Raw genomic sequence first — 17008 nt, forward strand, 5'->3', positions numbered from 1 at the left:
CAGGCGCCATGGATGTTGGCAGTGAGGGCCTCATCGCGGGCAAGCCCGCTCCCACAGGTTTTTGGGGTGTTCACTCTGTCCAGAAACTACCCGATTCACTGTGGGAGCGGGCTTGCCCGCGATGGCGGTTTGTCAGTAGACGTCCCGACGATAGCGTCCCTGTTCGATCAGCCGCTCGACCTCTGCGGCGCCGAGTACGTCGTTGAGTACCTGGTCCACGCCGCTGGCCATGCCTTCCAGGCTGCCGCAAACGTAGAGCATCGCGCCGTCGGCCAGCCATTTTTTCAGTTCATCGGCGGATTCGCGCAGGCGATCCTGAACGTAGATCTTCTCGGCCTGGTCCCGCGAGAAGGCCAGGTCCAGGCGCTCGATATCCCCTGAAATCAGCCACTCCTGCAACTCATCGCGGCACAGGAAGTCATGCTCGCGATTGCGCTCGCCGAACAGCAGCCAATGACGCTGTTGCCCGTCGGCGATCCGAGCCTTGAGCAAGCTGCGCAGGCCGGCCAGGCCGGTACCGTTGCCCACCAGGATCATCGGCACGGGCTCGACCGGCAGATGGAAACCGCTGTTGCGGCGTACCCGCAGGCTGATGCCGCTGCCCACCGGGGCGTGTTCGGTCAGCCAGCCGGAGCCAATGCCCAGGCTGCCATCGGCATGCAGTTGCTGGCGCACGATCATTTCCAGCACGCCGTCGGCGGCAATCGACGCGATGGAGTATTCGCGCATCGCCAGAGGCACCAGCGCATCGACCAGGGCCTGGGCATGCAGGCCGACCAGATGGGCACGGTTCTCGGGCAACTGGCGACTGGCGAGTGCCTGTTCCAGTGGCTGCGACAGGCTGTCGAGCTGCACCGTGGCCCGCCCATCGAGCCCCAGGCCATCAAGGAAGTGTTCGATGGCCCACGGGCAATTGCGCGGCAGCACTTCCACCAGGTCGCCGGCCAGCCAGCTGCTGGTGGTCGGGGCGCGAAGACCGAGCAGGTACACCGGCGAGCCGCTGCTGTCGGGGTTCATCAGGTCTCGGCGCACCAGCGTCCAATGGTCGTAGCTCGGTGCCTGCCAGGTGTCCACGGGCGCCTGCCCGGTCAGCAGGCCCAGCTGTTGCTGCCAGTGACGCAAGGCGTACGGGTCGCCGCTGTCCACTTCCACCGGGGTGAACAGGCTCTTGCCGCCGTGTTCGCCCAGCCAGGTGTGCAAGCGCCGGGCGAAACCACAGAAGTGCTGATACTGGCGATCGCCCAGGCCCAGCACGGCGTAGTTCAGCCGCTCCAGGCTCAACGCCCGGCCCAGCACCTTGCGTTCGAACCCGCGGGCACTGTCCGGCGCGTCGCCGTCGCCGAAGGTGCTGACCACGAACAGCGCGTTGTTCGATTCCCGCAGATCCTGTTCGCTCAGGCTCGCCAGCGGCTGCACGTTCACCGGCAACCCGGCGGCCTGCAACTGGCCGGCGGTCTGCCACGCCAGTTGCTCGGCAAACCCGCTCTGGCTGGCGAAGCCGATCAGCCATGCCGGGGTGTTGCCGCCCGGTTGGACCAGGCCCTGGCGCGCTTCCTTGATCTGGCGCTTCTTGCGGCGGCGGTCGAGATAGAGCATCCAGCCGGTGATGAAAAACAACGGCATGGTCAGGGCGGTGAGCGTCAGGATGATGCGTCCGCCAATACCGAAGTAGCTGCCGGTGTGCAGGGCGTAAATGCTGGTCAGCAACTGCGCCTTGAAGCTTTTGTCGCTGTAGCGGTCGTGCCGTTTGATCACGCCGGTGACCGGGTCCAGGGTGATCTGGTTCAGGGCGCGGTCATGGGGCGAGTCTTTCAACAGGTAGAACACCGTCGCCGGTTGTCCGGCCACGGGTGGCATGCGGGTGTTGTAGAAACTCAGGTCGGGACCCGCCGCGCTGTAGATGCTGCTCCACATGGCCGAGTAATCGGCGACCGGCGCCGGGCCGGCTGGCGCCGGGCCGCGATTGCGCACGCGTTCGTTCTGCGGCGCGTCGGAGAGCAACCGGGTCAGGCCCTTGCTGTACCACTCGTAGGACCAGAACAGCCCGGTCAGCGCCGACAGGAGGTAAAACACCAGGCACCAGGTGCCCGCGACGGAATGCAGGTCCCAGTTGAAGCTGCGACCTTTTTTCTTCCAGTCCAGGGTCAGCCAGGCGCGCCAGCTTTTCCACTGGCGGGGCCAGCGCAGGTAGAGGCCGGACAGGCAGAAGAACACCAGGATCAGCGTGCAGGCCCCGGTGATCTGGCGACCGCTGTCGCCCATGGCGAGGAAGCGGTGCAATTGCAGCATCAGGCCGAAGAAGGACTGGCCGCTCGCTTCGCCCAGCAGTTCGCCGGTGTACGGATCGAAGAAACGCATGGGACCGCGCCGTTCACCCGGCGGCGGGGTGAAGAAGGCCCGGGCGGCGATGTCGCTGTCGATGTCGACCGAGAGCATCGCGACCTTCAGGCCGGTGGCCGCTTCGACTTTCGCCACCAGTTCGGCGGGCGGCAGCACACCGGCAACCTGTTTCTGTACCTGCAGCACAGAGGGGTTCACCGCATACAGGATTTCATCCTGAAACGAGACCATTGCCCCGGTGATGCCCATCAGGGCCAGGACCAGCCCGGCACTGATGCCAAAAAACCAGTGCAACTGGAACAGGGTTTTCTTCAACACGTCGCTCGCCTTGTTCGTTCGAAAGTGGTCATCACGGCGCGCATTATGATGCCGTGGGTTGTCGAGAAACATTCTTTTTCACACGCAAAAGCCCTGTTCATCCGGATGAACAGGGCTTCGCCTGACGGTTACTGCTTCGGTGGGAGCGAGCGGGCTCGCTCCCACCGGTCTGGCGGTGTTCCGGGAATCAGAAGTGGAAATTGGTGCTCAGCAATGCCGTACGACCGGCCGCCTGGTTGGCGAAGTGGGTCGAGAAGGCTTTGTCGTAATAGGTTTCGTCAGTCAGGTTCTGCACGTTCAATTGCAGGTCGATGTTCTTGGTCAGCTTGTAGGCGGCCATCGCATCGTAGCGAACGTAGGAATCCACCATGGTGGTGTTGTCCACGTTGCCAAATACCTTATCGACGTAGAACGCTCCGCCACCGATGGTCAGCTTTGGCGTGACTTGATAAGTCGTCCACAGGCTGGCGCTGTTTTTCGGGGTGTTCGGCAGTTCGTTGCCATTTTTGGCTTTGTTGGCAGGCAGATCACCGCCATCGACCTGTTCGCTGTCCATGTAGGCGTAACCGGCGAACACTTGCCATTGGTCGGTGAGCTTGCCGCTGGCCGACAGCTCGAAGCCCTGGACGCGGGTTGTGCCGGCGTTTTCATACGACGTGGTGTTGACCTGAACCCGGGCGTTTTCCTTCTCGGTGCGGAACACATCGGCGGTCAGCGACAGGCGATCGTTCAGGAAGTCCCACTTGGTGCCGATTTCGTAGTTCTTGGTGGTCTCCGGCTCCATGTCGCTGCTCAGCAGGTTGCCGCTGCGATCCGGCGTGCCGCTCAACGGGTTACCGTCCTGGCCTTCACCGAGGGTGGCGCCCGGTGGTGTGGCCGACGTCGCATACGAGGCGTAAATGCTGCCGTTCGGTGCCGGCTTGTAGACCACGCCGAACTGACCGGTGACGAACTCACTGACGTCATCGCCCTTGTAGGTCGTCGCGCCGGCCGCGGTGTAGCTTTTGTATTCGGTGTCGAAATGGTCGTAGCGCAGGCCCATGTTCACCAGCCACTGCTCGGACAACTCCAAGGTGTCGAACACGTACAGCGCATAGGTGTCGGCTTTGGTGTCGGTGCCGGCATAGTTGCGCGAGATCGCGCCGTTCCATGGATCGTTCGGGTTCGGGTTCGACAGCGAGGTGCAGTTATAGCCACTTGGCGCGCCGATCATGGGAGGACGGCAGTTGGTGCTGGATGGAGGCGCTGTGGTCAGCGGCGTGGTGTCGGTGTTCACGTTGTACGACGATTTTTCACTTTCTTCGCGGCTGAACTCGATGCCGGTGGAGAAGCTGTTCTTGAACCCGGCGATGTAGACATCACCAAACAGATCGGTCTGGTTGGTCGTCGTTTCCGTGTTGCTGACGCGGGTGTTGGCCCGGCGCCAAACGCTGTCGAAGTTGACGTTGCCCTTGCTGTCGTCCGGCTGGGTCAGGATGTAATCCTGCATGCTGGTGCCGTGGCGCAAGGTGTTCTTGATCGTCAGCGCGTCGCTCAGATCATGCTCGATGGCGAAGGTGGCGGTATCGGTGCGGCCCTTGCGGAAGTCGCGGTCCAGACCATAGAAATTGCTGTCGTCGCCTCCGGAGAACGGCTTGTCCGGATTGGCCTTGGTGCGCGGCGACGAGAACGAATACGGAATGCCCGAGTCCGGTGTGTCGTTACTTTCCAGGTGGTAGTAATCGAGATTGACCCGGGTGTCGGTGCCCAGGCCGAACACCAGGGATGGCGCGACACCCCAACGGTCGTAATCGACCTGATCACGGCCGGCGACATTGCTTTCGTGGCTCATCAGGTTCAGACGGCCGGCAGCGGTGTCGGTGAACTGGTAGTTGCCATCGAAGGTGTAACGCTGGGTCTGGTCCGAACCCCAGGTGAAGCCACCGTCGAGCGAGTTGCCAAGGTGAGCTTTCTTGCTCACCAGGTTGATTGTGCCACCGGCCGCGCCACGACCGCCAATGGCGGAATTCGGGCCCTTGCTGACTTCGATCGATTCGACCGCGAAGATCTCACGGCTCTGCGAACCGGTGTCGCGCACGCCGTCCAGGTAGGTATCGCCCTGGGCATCGAAGCCGCGAATGAATGGACGGTCGCCCTGCGGGTTACCGCCTTCACCGGCACCAAAGGTGATGCCGGGAACCGTGCGCAGGGCGTCCTGCATGTTCAGCGCGCCGGTGTCCTTGAGGACTTGTTGTGGAATGACGGTGACCGAGCGCGGCGTGTCGACCAGCGGGGCGGTGTACTTGGGCGAAGAGGCCTTCTCGGCGTTGTAACTGGTCGCGTCCTGCGCTTCACCGGTGATGGCAGTGGCATCCAGGGCAATCGCGCCGTTCGGTGCCTTTTCGTCCGTCTTCTCGGCGGCGAACACCATGTGCCCTGCGGAGCCGGCGGTAAGTGCCACGCCAATCGCCGAGGCGAGCAGACGCGGTGAACTGACAGGTAATTGTGCTGGTTGGCGCGACATCTGAATTTCCCTTCCCCAAGGATTTGAGGTCGCGGAATATAGGGTAGACGCGTCTTTGTATCAATTGCGAAACGTTACTATTCGCACTGAATTTACATTCTTTACAATTTGCCCTTACGGTTTTTGATGATTCATTCGTCTGCCGGGTTTTACACTGGCAATAAGAATCAATACCATTGTCATCCTTTTGCCTTCAGGTACTTTCCATGCTGCTGCACATCAAGGGCTTGTTCACCAAAGAAGAGGTGCAGCGTATTCGCGAAGCCCTGGAACAGGCCGATTGGGCGGACGGCAAGATCACGGCCGGCTATCAGTCGGCCAAGGCCAAACACAATCTGCAATTGCCCGAGGGTCATCCGCTGGCCAAGGAGATCGGCGCGGCGATGGTCGAGCGGCTGTGGAAAAACCCGCAATTCATGTCGGCGGCGTTGCCGCACAAGGTCTTTCCACCGTTAGTGAACTGTTACACGGCGGGCGGCAGTTTCGACTTCCATATCGACAACGCCGTGCGCCAACCCAAGGGCAGCATCGAGCGCGTGCGCACCGACCTGTCATCGACGCTGTTCTTCAGCGAGCCCGAGGATTACGACGGCGGTGAGCTGGAAATCCAGGACACCTACGGCGTGCAACGGGTCAAGCTGCCGGCTGGCGACATGGTCCTGTATCCCGGCACCAGCCTGCACAAGGTCAACGCTGTCAGCCGAGGCACGCGGTTCGCCGCGTTCTTCTGGACGCAAAGCCTGGTCCGTGAAGACAGCCAGCGCGCGCTGCTGTTCGAAATGGACGGGGCGATCCAGCAATTGACACAGGACGTGCCTGATCATCCGTCACTGGTTCGCCTGACCGGGACCTATCACAACCTGCTGCGTCGTTGGGTCGAGGTATGAGTTTTCGACTGCGCCGTGAGGAAGTGCTCGATGGCGACCAGCTCAAGGCCATGCTTGAGGAAAGTCCTGCCAGCGCCGCACAGGCCATCCTGATCGCCGCGCGCGCAGGTGTGCTCGACGCTCAAGCGTTGCTCGGACAAATCCTGCTGGACGGGCAGGGCATCGAACTGGACCAAAGGCTGGCGCTGCGCTGGTTCGAGATCGCGGCACAGGGCGGGCACCTGATGGCCCGCAACATGCTCGGTCGTTGCCATGAGCATGGCTGGGGTTGCGTGGCCGATGCCGCCGTCGCCGCCCGGCACTATGGCGTTGCTGCCGATGCCGGGCTGGATTGGGCGATGTACAACTACGCCAACCTGCTGGCGACCGGACGGGGTGGAGTCGAGGATCAGGTGCAGGCGCTGAGCCTTTATCGACGTGCCGCGCAGTTGGGCCACGCGAAGTCGATGAACCTGCTGGGGCGATACCTGGAGGAGGGGCGGTTCTGTCCAGCGGACCCGGCGGGCGCTGTGCACTGGTATCGACGTTCGGCCCTCGGCGGCGATTTCCGTGGGCAGTTCAGTTATGCGGCGGTGTTGGCGAGTGAAGGCAACCTCGATGAGGCGCTGGATTGGTTACGCAAGGCGCTGGTCGGCGGCAATCTGAATTTCCTGCGGGTGGCGAGCCAGTCGTTGCTGGGCGCCACCGATCCACAGATCCGTGCCCTGGCAGCCGACTACACCGAACGCTGCGCTGAACTCGAGCAGACGCTAACCCCCTTGTAGGAGCGATCTACAGGTGCACAAAAAAGCCCATGACAGGTCATGTCATGGGCTTTTCAATGCCTGCAGCGTTTACACGTAGAACGATTTCAGCGGCGGGAAGCCGTTGAACTCGACTGCGCTGTAGCTGGTGGTGTAAGCACCGGTCGACAGCCAGTACAGGCGATCGCCGATGGCCAGGTTCAGCGGCAGGCCGTACTTGTAGTTTTCGTACATGATGTCGGCGCTGTCGCAGGTTGGGCCCGCGATCACCACTTCTTCCATTTCGCCTTTCTTCTCGGTCCAGATCGGGAACTTGATCGCTTCGTCCATGGTTTCGATCAGGCCGGAGAATTTGCCCACATCCGTGTACACCCAACGCTCGACGGCGGTACGGGATTTACGGGCAACCAGCACCACTTCACTGACCAGGATGCCGGCGTTGGCGATCAGCGAACGGCCGGGCTCCAGGATGATTTCCGGCAGGTCGTCACCGAAGTCTTCCTTGAGGAAGCGGATGATTTCCTCAGCGTAGGTTTCCAGGCTGTTGGTGCGGGTGATGTAGTTGGCCGGGAAGCCGCCACCCATGTTGATCAGCTTGAGGTGGATGCCGTCTTCTTCTTTCAGGCGCTCGAAGATCACCTTGACCTTGGCGATGGCGGCGTCCCAGACGCTGATGTCGCGCTGTTGCGAGCCGACGTGGAACGAGATGCCGTAAGGCACCAGGCCCAGGTCGCGGGCGAGGATCAGCAGGTCCATGGCCATGTCGGTCTGGCAGCCGAATTTGCGCGACAGCGGCCAGTCAGCCGTGGTCGAGCCTTCGGTGAGGATGCGCACGTAGACCTTCGAGCCCGGTGCCGCCTTGGCGATGTTGCGCAGGTCCGCTTCGGAGTCGGTGGCGTACAGGCGCACGCCCTTGTCGTAGAAGTAGCGGATGTCCTTGGACTTCTTGATGGTGTTGCCGTAGCTGATCTGATCCGCGCTCACGCCACGGCTCAGCACCTTGTCCAGCTCATAGATCGAGGCGATGTCGAAGCTCGAACCTTTCTCTTTGAGCAGGTCGATGATCTCGACGGCCGGGTTGGCCTTGACCGCGTAGTAGACCTTGGCGAATTCGAAACCGGCACGCAGGTCATCGTAGGCCTGGGCGATCATCGCGGTGTCGATCACCACGAACGGGGTTTCCTGTTTGTCGGCGAAGGCCTTCATTTTCTGAAAGGTTTCGCGCGCGAAATAGTCTTCGACCTGGATCGACATGCTGGGAACTCCTACTGGCAAACTGAAAAATCAATGGGTGCAAATGAACGCCCTCCGTATCCCCACTTTGGTTCGCCTACTTCCCAAGGCATTGCCGCCGAAAGCAAAAAGGCCATCCAGATCGTTTGAGAGCTACTGCAGGCTCGGCGCCTACGGCGCTACGCACGCAATACTGCGTTGGGAAGAGGCTCGGAATGCTCATTTACAATCAGTAGACTCCGCTTCCTCGCCTCTTCCCGCCTTGTCTTGCCTGCGCTCGCTACGCTCTCAAACGATCTGGACCTGTGTTCCCTTGGCCTTGCTGTCTCGTCGTCAGTACTTGAGCCGGATGGATCGTTTCCAGCATGGACGTTCGGCGCGAACTTTAGGGCGTGAGGGACCTGAGATCAACAAAAAATGTCGCGTTTTTGCACTCTTCTGACGTGCGTGACCGACATCACTCTTTGTAGCGGACAGAGATGACGGGCAGATGTTCCCGGACAATTTTCAAGTGTTAAAAATACCTGCACGTTCGACACTTATGAGCCCCAGATCATCGATAACTACAATGACGTCAACATCGGCGACGTTGGCTGCGAGACGGTTCTGTCAGTGCAAATCTGGTGAGTGCGAGGGCGGTTTTTCGAAGCGGTTGAAAGGCGTGGGTGTTGATATTTCTTTCCGGCCGTTGAGTAACGCCGAATGGCAGCGAAAAAGTGGGAGCGAGCCTGCTCGCGATTTGCCATGGCCACATTGTCGTTGGCTGACACTCCGCTATCGCGAGCAGGCTCGCTCCCACAGGTTGACGTGATGGGGGCCGATCAGACGGCCGCAGCCTCCGCCGGCGACACGATGCTGGTCTTGCCGCCACGGGATTTGCCGGAACTCAGGTACTCGGCAATCGATTCTTGGGTCACTTCCCCCAGGAACACCCGCTCGGCATCCATCACCGGCAACCACGAGCGGTTGAACTCGTACATCCGCGACAACAGGATGCGCAAATGCTCGTCATACGCCGCAGTGGCATTGAACTCACGCAGGTACTGCGCACAGGTACCGGTCTGACGGTGCAGGTCGCGACGTCGTACGTAACCGAGCGCCTTGTTCTCGCCATCCGTGACCACGACGTAACGACGGTCATGCTCATCCATCAATTCCAGCGCATCGGCCACCGGGGTTTCCGGGCTGACCGACGGCGCGTTGTCCGCCGCGTCTTCGGCCTTCACCAGCAACAGGCGCTTGAGGGTGCTGTCCTGGCCGACGAAGTTGCTGACGAACTCGTCCGCCGGGTGGGCCAGCAAGGTGTCCGGGTGGTCTATCTGCAATAGCTTGCCGGCGCGGAAGATGGCGATCTTGTCGCCCAGCTTGATGGCTTCGTCGATGTCGTGGCTGACCATGATCACGGTCTTGTTCAGCGCTCGCTGCATCTCGAAGAATTCGTTCTGGATCATCTCGCGGTTGATCGGGTCGACCGCGCCGAACGGTTCGTCCATCAGCAGCAGCGGGGCGTCGGCGGCCAGTGCGCGGATGACGCCGATCCGTTGTTGCTGACCCCCGGACAGTTCGCGGGGGTAACGGTGCAGGTACTGTTTGGGTTCCAGCTTGATCATGCTCATCAACTCGCGGGCGCGGTCGTGGCACTTCTGTTTGTCCCAGCCGAGCAGTTTCGGCACGACCACGATGTTCTCCTCGATAGTCATGTTCGGGAACAGGCCGATCTGCTGGATCACATACCCGATGTTGCGCCGCAGCGTCACTTCGTCGAGGTCGGTGGTGTCTTCGCCGTTGATCAGGATCTTGCCCGAGGTCGGCTTGATCAGGCGGTTGATCATTTTCAGCGTGGTGCTCTTGCCGCAACCCGATGGCCCGAGGAACACGCAGATCTCGCCCTCATTGACGGTCAGGCTGACCGAGTCCACGGCTTTCACGTCTTTGCCGTTGCTTTGGAAGGTCTTGCTGAGGTTTTGGAGTTCGATCATTTCAGGAGTCCTTTTGGAGTCAGCGTGCGTTGCAGCCATTGCAGGAGCAGGTCGGCGAAGATGGCCAGGAGACTGACCAACACGGCGCCGACGATCAGCATCGACATGTCGCTGCGGCTGATGGAAGCGAGGATGAGTACGCCGAGGCCACCGGCCCCGATGGTGGCGGCGATGGTCATGACACCGATGTTCATCACCACAGCGGTGCGCACGCCCGCGAGGATCACCGGCACCGCGATTGGCAGTTCGACCATGCGCAGGCGCTGGCCGAAGGTCATGCCAATGCCGCGTGCGGCTTCGCGGATACCCGGTTCGACGCCGGTCAGGGCCAGGTAGGTGTTGCGCATGATCGGCAGCAACGAATAGAGAAATACCGCGGTGATCGCCGGCATCGGGCCAAGACCCTGGCCGAAGGTCGAGTAGAACGGCAGCAACAGGCCGAACAGGGCGATCGACGGTACGGTCAGCAGCACCGTGGCGCTGGCCTGCAATGGGCCGGCGAGGGTCGGGAAACGCGTCATCAGAATGCCCAGCGGCACGCCGACCACGATCGCCAGGGTCACGGCGATGCCGACCAGGGTGATGTGCTGCCAGGTCAGGTGCAGCACTTGCTGCCAATCGAGGTGGGAAAAGGCGTTGATAAATTCCATGTCTTTTCCTTTATCAGTTCAAGGGATGCTGGCGCAGGAAGTCTGCGGCAACGGCTGAAGGGCTTTGGTGATCGACATCCACCCGCGCGTTGAGCTGGCGCATGGTTTCGTCGTCGAACAGTTCGGCCAGGGGCTTCAATTGCTCGGCCAGTTGCGGATGGGCATCGAGGAAGGCCTGGCGCACCACCGGCGCGGCGGTGTAGTCCGGGAAGTAATGCTTGTCGTCTTCGAGCAGTTTGAGTTTGAAGGCGTTCAGGCGGCCGTCGGTGGTGTAGACCAGTCCGGCGAACACCTGACCGTTGCGCAACGCGGTGTAGACCAGGCCGGCGTCCATCTGGCGGATGTTCTTGCGTGTCAGGTTCATGCCGTACAGATCGACCATGCCGGCCAGACCGTCGGAGCGATTGGCGAACTCGGTGTCCAGGGCCACCAGGTTGTTGGTCGTGGCTTCCTGGTGCAACACCTTGTTCAGATCGCTGATGCTGTTGATCTGCGGGTACTCGTCGGCCACCTTTTTCGGCAGGGCGAGGGCGTAGGTGTTGCTGAATTTCGACGGGCTCAGCCAGACCAGACCTTTTTTCGCGTCGAGTTCTTTCACCCTGGCGTAGGACTGCGCGCTGTCGAGTTTTTCGGTGACATGGTTGTAGGCCACCAGCGACACGCCGGTGTATTCCCAGAGCATGTCCAACTGGCCGCTTTCGTGGGCACTGCGCGCCAGGTTACTGCCCAGGCCACCGGTGACTTGCACGTCGTAGCCCTTGGTGCGCAGGTATTGCGAAGTGATTTCCGCCAGCAGGGTTTGTTCGGTGAACACCCGGGCGCCGATGCGCAGCAGCGGTTTTTCGGCGGCTTGGGCAAAGCCAGCGAGCAGCAGGAGGCCGCCTAGAATCAAGCTTGGTATTTTCATGAATATTCCTTTGCCGAGGCTTAAGACGGGCGCAGGCCGCGTTCGAGCCAGAGTCGGCTGGCGAATGTCACCAGGCCGTCGAGCAGCAGGGCCAGCAGGGCGGTGCAGGCGGCGCCGAGCAGCAGTTGCGGCTGATTGTTCAGGGCGATGCCGGGGAAGATCAGGCTACCCAGGCTGTTGGCGCCGATCAGGAATGCCAGGGGTGCTGTCCCGACGTTGATCGCCAGGGCCACACGCACACCGCCGATGATGATCGGCACCGCGTTCGGCAGTTCGACTTTCCACAGGACCTGGCGCGGGGTCATGCCGATGCCGACGGCGGCTTCCTTGAGCGAGCCCTGGACGTTTTTCAAGCCTTCGTAGGTGTTGCGCACGATGGGCAGCAGCGAGGCGAGGAACAGGGCGAAGATCGCAGGGCCGCTGCCGATGCCCAGAATGCCCAGGGCGATGGCGAGTACGGCCAGAGGCGGCACGGTGTTGCCGATGTTGAAGATTTGCATGAAGCGCTCGGCGCGGTCGACCATCGACGGGCGGCTGAGAAAGATCCCGGCGGGGATGCCCACAACGAGGGCGGCCAGCATGGAGGCCAGGACCAGAATCAAATGCGCTTGCAGGTAAAACAATAAATCGTCGCGGTACTGTTCAATCGTGTTGATGCCAATCCAGTGGACCAGCAGGGCCAGGAGGGCGACCGCAACCGCACCTCCTGTCAGCCCTTTGCCATAGCGAATAGCCACAGGCGGACTCCTTTTCTTGGTCGGCGAACGCAGTCCCGTCTGGCAGGCCATTGCTGGCTGCCGGGCAGGCGTTCGCGAGAAGCGGCTGATGGCCGAGCGCTTTCCACTGCAGGAGCGAGCTTGCTCGCGATAGACGTCCAGGCAACGGGTACTTTCACAAGCACGCGTTATCGTTGACGACCATCGCGAGCAAGCTCGCTCCTACAGGGGACGGCGTACGGCCACATCGAGCCATGAGCGCAGCCTCGTCAGGCTAACTTGCTGATTTTTCAGCCCCTGATACGAGTGTCGTAACAGGGGAGTGGACGCCTCCACCTTTTAAAAGGTTCCATAGCTGGCAGCATTTAGCCACCCTTTATCCTGCCCCACGTTCCTTTCAAGACCGCAAAGTGGCCGGCGGGCGGTGGTTTGGGGCGGTCGGTTTGCGCTATACTCGCCGCCCTTTTTTGAATCACCGCCAGGCGATTTCCCATGACCAGACAGGCCGCCGAAGTCGCGAAACGCCGCACTTTTGCCATTATTTCCCACCCCGATGCCGGTAAAACCACCATCACCGAGAAGCTCTTGCTGATGGGCAAGGCGATTGCGATTGCCGGTACGGTGAAATCCCGCAAATCCGACCGCCATGCCACTTCCGACTGGATGGAAATGGAAAAGCAGCGGGGCATCTCGATTACCACGTCGGTCATGCAGTTCCCGTATCGCGAGCACATGATCAACCTGCTCGACACCCCGGGTCACGAAGACTTCTCCGAAGATACCTATCGCACCCTGACGGCGGTGGACTCGGCGTTGATGGTGCTCGACGGCGGTAAGGGTGTAGAGCCACGGACCATCGCGCTGATGGACGTCTGCCGACTGCGCGACACGCCGATTGTCAGCTTCATCAACAAACTCGACCGTGACATCCGCGACCCGATCGAACTGCTCGACGAAATCGAAGCCGTCCTCAAGATCAAGGCTGCGCCGATCACCTGGCCGATCGGTTGCTACCGTGATTTCAAAGGCGTTTACCACCTCGCCGGCGACTACATCATTGTCTACACCCCTGGCCATGGTCATGAACGCACCGAAACCCGGATCATCGAGAAACTCGACTCCGACGAAGCGCGCGCGCACTTGGGTGACGAGTACGAGCGCTTCCTCGAGCAGCTCGAGCTGGTCCAGGGTGCCTGCCACGAATTCAACCAGCAGGAGTTCATCGACGGTCAGATGACCCCGGTGTTCTTCGGCACCGCGCTGGGCAACTTCGGCGTCGATCACGTCCTCGACGCCGTGGTGGACTGGGCGCCGCGCCCGCTGGCGCGTGTGGCCAACGAGCGCACCGTGGAGCCGGTGGAGGAGAAGTTCTCGGGCTTCATCTTCAAGATCCAGGCGAACATGGACCCCAAGCACCGCGACCGTATCGCCTTCATGCGCATCTGCTCCGGCAAATACGAAAAAGGCATGAAGATGCGCCACGTGCGCACTGGCAAGGACGTGCGCATCGGCGACGCCCTGACCTTCTTTTCTTCCGAGCGTGAGCAACTGGAAGAGGCGTACGCCGGCGACATCATCGGCCTGCACAACCACGGCACGATTCAGATCGGCGACACCTTCAGCGAAGGCGAAACCCTGGGCTTCACCGGCATCCCGCACTTTGCCCCGGAACTGTTCCGCCGCGTGCGCCTGCGTGACCCGCTGAAATCCAAGCAGTTGCGCCAGGGCTTGCAGCAACTGGCCGAAGAAGGCGCGACCCAGGTGTTCTTCCCGGAGCGCAGCAACGACATCATCCTGGGTGCCGTGGGTGTGCTGCAGTTCGACGTGGTCGCCAGCCGCCTGAAAGAGGAATACAAGGTGGAATGCTCCTACGAGCCGATCACCGTGTACTCCGCGCGCTGGATCGAATGCGCCGACAAGAAGAAACTCGAGGAATTCTCCAACAAGGCCGTGGAAAACCTGGCACTCGACGGCGGCGGTCACCTGACCTACCTCGCCCCGACCCGGGTCAACCTGGCCCTGATGGAAGAGCGCTGGCCAGACGTGAAATTCCGCGCGACGCGCGAGCATCACTAAACGCTGAGCTGAGACACCCAAAACCCCGGTCGCCAAAGCGCCGGGGTTTTTTATTGTTATCACGGTCCCTTGTAGGAGCGAGCTTGCTCGCGATGGTCTGAAGTGCGCCGCTGGGTGTCAGGCTGCCAGCGTCATCGTTGATGACCATCGCGAGCAAGCTCGTTCCTACAGGGGGCGGAGGGATTGGAATAAGGGTAATTCACAACCGGTCTTTCGGTTGCTTGCATTTTCTGGATGCAGTGGCGTCCTATCTGGAGAACGGGGCTGATCGGCACTGATGGGTATTCGGCGCCGGATGGCATTCGTTGATCAGGAGGGAATCGGCTATGAACAGGTTGTTTCGCATTCTATTGCTGTTGAAGGTGTTGGTGATGCTGTCCTTCGGGACGTCGATGGCTTGGGCCGAGTGCGAGGACCATGACACGCAGGCGTCGAGCGGGCAGGAGGGGCATGCGGGGTTGATGGTCGCCAAGTCCGAATCCGAACCGGGTGATCAGGGACAGGGTGGCAGTTCGGGCGATGATGATTCGATGGACGATCCGGGTGCTGATGACGCGGATGAGGATGATAGTCAGACGTAAACTGCGGGAATCGACGCAACCTTGTGGGAGCGAGCTTGCTCGCGATGGCGGTGTGTCAGTCAACATGAATATAGACTGACACACCGCCATCGCGAGCAGGCTCGCTCCCACAGGTCTTTTTTACGCAGCGCCGTCGAGGAACTGCTCCGCGTAGTGGCAAGCCACCTGACGGCTGTCCAGTGGACGCAGCAGCGGCTCTTCAGTGCTGCAGCGCTCGGTCGCGTAAGGGCAGCGCTTGTGGAAGGCGCAGCCCGGCGGCGGGTTCAGCGGGTTGGGCAGCTCGCCGACGATCTTGATTTTCGGCTTGGCCGGATCCGGGTGGATGGTCGGTGTCGCCGACAGCAGTGCCTGAGTATAGGGGTGCAACGGACGGGCATAGATGTCGTGCTTCGGACCGATTTCCACCGGGCGACCGAGGTACATCACCATCACATCATCGGCCACGTGTTGCACCACGGCCAGGTTGTGGGAGATGAACACGTAGCCGGTGTTGAATTCCTGCTGCATGTCCATGAACAGGTTCAGCACCTGTGCCTGGATCGATACGTCCAGCGCCGAGGTCGGTTCGTCTGCCACCAGCACCTTGGGCTGCAGCATCATCGCGCGGGCCAGGGCGATCCGCTGGCGCTGACCGCCGGAGAACATGTGCGGATAACGCTGGTAGTGCTCGGGACGCAAGCCAACCTGCTTCATCATCGCCTGGACTTTCTCGCGACGTTCGGCGGCGCTCAGGCTGGTGTTGATCAGCAGTGGCTCGGCCAGTTGATCACCGATCTTCTGGCGTGGGTTGAGCGAGGCGTACGGGCTCTGAAACACCATCTGCACGTCTTTGCGCAATTGCTTGCGCTGGGCCTTGTCGGCACCGGCCACTTCCTGGCCGGCGATTTTCAGCGACCCCGAGGACGGCTCTTCGATCAGCGTCAGGGCGCGGGCCAGGGTGGATTTGCCGCAACCGGATTCACCGACGACGGCCAGGGTCTTGCCAGCTTCCAGTTCGAACGACACGCCGTTCAGGGCGCGCACGGTGGCGTGGCCCTTGAACAGGCCACGGGACACTTCGTAGTGACGGGTGAGGTCGCGGGCGGTAAGTACGACGGCCATTACGCCACCTCCTGGTTCAGCGGGTAGAAGCAGCGGGCGAGGCTGTGGCTTTTCGGATCAAGGCCTGGACGTTGCGCGCGGCAGTTGTCCTGCACGTACGGGCAGCGCGGCGACAGCAGGCAGCCCTGCGGACGGTCGTAACGACCGGGAACGATGCCCGGCAGGGTCGACAGGCGTGAAGCCCCGAGGCTGTGCTCCGGAATCGCCTTGAGCAGTGCTTCGCTGTACGGGTGCGCAGGAATGTCGAACAGTTGCGGCACCTGGCCGACTTCAACGGCCTGGCCGGCGTACATCACGCACACGCGCTGGGCGGTTTCGGCCACGACCGCGAGGTCGTGGGTGATCAGCACCAGGCCCATGTTCTGCTCTTTCTGCAACGCCAGCAGCAGCTCCATGATCTGCGCCTGAATCGTGACGTCGAGGGCGGTGGTCGGTTCGTCGGCGATCAGCAGTTTCGGTTCGCCGGCAATCGCCATGGCGATTGCGACACGCTGGCTCATGCCGCCGGACAACTGGTGCGGGTAGGCGTCCATACGGCTGGCGGCGCCCGGGATTTCAACCTTTTCCAGCAGTTCGATGGCACGCTTGCGCGCCGCCTTGCCGGACATTTTCAGGTGCAGGCGCAGGACTTCTTCGATCTGGAAACCGACGGTGTAGCTCGGGTTCAGTGCGGTCATCGGGTCCTGGAACACCATCGCCAGGTCCTTGCCGACGATCTGCCGGCGCTGGCGGCTGCTGAGCTTGAGCATGTTCTGGCCGTCGAAACTCAGGGAATCGGCGGTGACGATCCCCGGGTGCTCGATCAGACCCATCAGCGCCATCATGGTTACGGACTTGCCGGAGCCGGACTCGCCAACGATGGCCAGCACTTCGCCCTTGTCCACCTTGAGGTCGAGGCCGTCGACCACGGGTGTGGCGTTCTTGTCGCCGAAGCGAACGTTGAGATTCTTGATTTCTAGCAGTGACATGGGAAT

13 protein-coding genes are annotated in these 17008 nt (G+C 61.4%); 4 read left to right on the forward strand and 9 right to left on the reverse strand.

All coding sequences use genetic code 11. The annotated features are described in order from the left end of the window. Positions 1 to 132: 132 nt before the first annotated feature. Together ACM6IM_RS28905 and ACM6IM_RS28910 are read right to left on the reverse strand one after the other, a co-directional pair. A complete protein-coding gene (locus ACM6IM_RS28905; RefSeq protein WP_414866978.1) occupies positions 133 to 2658 on the reverse strand; it encodes a PepSY domain-containing protein in 2526 nt (841 codons plus the stop codon). Between the two features lie 187 nt (positions 2659 to 2845). Continuing rightward, positions 2846 to 5161: a TonB-dependent receptor gene (locus ACM6IM_RS28910; RefSeq protein ID WP_414866979.1), complete on the reverse strand. Its 2316-nt coding sequence runs from the start codon at positions 5159 to 5161 to the stop codon at positions 2846 to 2848. Between the two features lie 206 nt (positions 5162 to 5367). Between ACM6IM_RS28910 and ACM6IM_RS28915 the strand changes: the two genes are divergently transcribed. Both ACM6IM_RS28915 and ACM6IM_RS28920 read left to right on the forward strand, forming a co-directional pair. Then, complete coding sequence (locus tag ACM6IM_RS28915) at positions 5368 to 6048, forward strand: Fe2+-dependent dioxygenase (RefSeq protein WP_414866980.1); 681 nt, start codon at positions 5368 to 5370, stop codon at positions 6046 to 6048. Continuing rightward, positions 6045 to 6812 carry a tetratricopeptide repeat protein gene (locus tag ACM6IM_RS28920; RefSeq protein WP_414866981.1) on the forward strand — a complete coding sequence of 256 codons (768 nt, stop codon included), beginning with the start codon at positions 6045 to 6047 and terminating at the stop codon, positions 6810 to 6812. The genes ACM6IM_RS28915 and ACM6IM_RS28920 overlap by 4 nt, the downstream gene beginning before the upstream one ends. Positions 6813 to 6881: 69 nt before the next feature. Here the strand turns inward: ACM6IM_RS28920 and ACM6IM_RS28925 are convergent, their stop codons facing one another. The 5 genes from ACM6IM_RS28925 to ACM6IM_RS28945 form a co-directional block, all read right to left on the reverse strand. Continuing rightward, positions 6882 to 8045 carry a type III PLP-dependent enzyme gene (locus ACM6IM_RS28925; protein ID WP_192309578.1) on the reverse strand — a complete coding sequence of 388 codons (1164 nt, stop codon included), beginning with the start codon at positions 8043 to 8045 and terminating at the stop codon, positions 6882 to 6884. Between the two features lie 800 nt (positions 8046 to 8845). After that, entirely contained in the window at positions 8846 to 10003 is a 1158-nt protein-coding gene (locus ACM6IM_RS28930) for a betaine/proline/choline family ABC transporter ATP-binding protein (RefSeq protein ID WP_192309580.1), read from the reverse strand. Further along, positions 10000 to 10653 carry an ABC transporter permease gene (locus ACM6IM_RS28935; protein WP_192309582.1) on the reverse strand — a complete coding sequence of 218 codons (654 nt, stop codon included), beginning with the start codon at positions 10651 to 10653 and terminating at the stop codon, positions 10000 to 10002. Before ACM6IM_RS28935 ends, ACM6IM_RS28930 begins: the two co-directional genes overlap by 4 nt. Before the next feature lie 13 nt (positions 10654 to 10666). After that, complete coding sequence (locus ACM6IM_RS28940; protein ID WP_414866982.1) at positions 10667 to 11560, reverse strand: glycine betaine ABC transporter substrate-binding protein; 894 nt, start codon at positions 11558 to 11560, stop codon at positions 10667 to 10669. 20 nt (positions 11561 to 11580) lie between these two features. After that, positions 11581 to 12297 carry an ABC transporter permease gene (locus ACM6IM_RS28945; RefSeq protein ID WP_414866983.1) on the reverse strand — a complete coding sequence of 239 codons (717 nt, stop codon included), beginning with the start codon at positions 12295 to 12297 and terminating at the stop codon, positions 11581 to 11583. A 471-nt stretch (positions 12298 to 12768) separates the two neighbouring features. Here ACM6IM_RS28945 and ACM6IM_RS28950 point away from each other — a divergent pair, with 471 nt between their 5' ends. Continuing rightward, the gene (locus ACM6IM_RS28950; RefSeq protein ID WP_192309588.1) at positions 12769 to 14352 is read left to right on the forward strand and encodes a peptide chain release factor 3; all 1584 of its coding nucleotides are present in this window, start codon (positions 12769 to 12771) and stop codon (positions 14350 to 14352) included. A gap of 326 nt (positions 14353 to 14678) precedes the next feature. After that, the gene (locus ACM6IM_RS28955) at positions 14679 to 14933 is read left to right on the forward strand and encodes a hypothetical protein (protein ID WP_414866984.1); all 255 of its coding nucleotides are present in this window, start codon (positions 14679 to 14681) and stop codon (positions 14931 to 14933) included. Positions 14934 to 15053: 120 nt separating this feature from the next. On the opposite strand, the gene ACM6IM_RS28960 is transcribed toward ACM6IM_RS28955, so the two are convergent. Then, the gene (locus tag ACM6IM_RS28960) at positions 15054 to 16034 is read right to left on the reverse strand and encodes a peptide ABC transporter ATP-binding protein (RefSeq protein WP_192309592.1); all 981 of its coding nucleotides are present in this window, start codon (positions 16032 to 16034) and stop codon (positions 15054 to 15056) included. Then, positions 16034 to 17002, reverse strand: a complete 969-nt coding sequence (locus ACM6IM_RS28965) for an ABC transporter ATP-binding protein (RefSeq protein WP_414866985.1) — start codon at positions 17000 to 17002, stop codon at positions 16034 to 16036. Before ACM6IM_RS28965 ends, ACM6IM_RS28960 begins: the two co-directional genes overlap by 1 nt. Positions 17003 to 17008: the final 6 nt, after the last annotated feature.

Source organism: Pseudomonas sp. IT-P12, assembly GCF_949767465.1.
In the GTDB taxonomy this organism is placed as follows: domain Bacteria; phylum Pseudomonadota; class Gammaproteobacteria; order Pseudomonadales; family Pseudomonadaceae; genus Aquipseudomonas.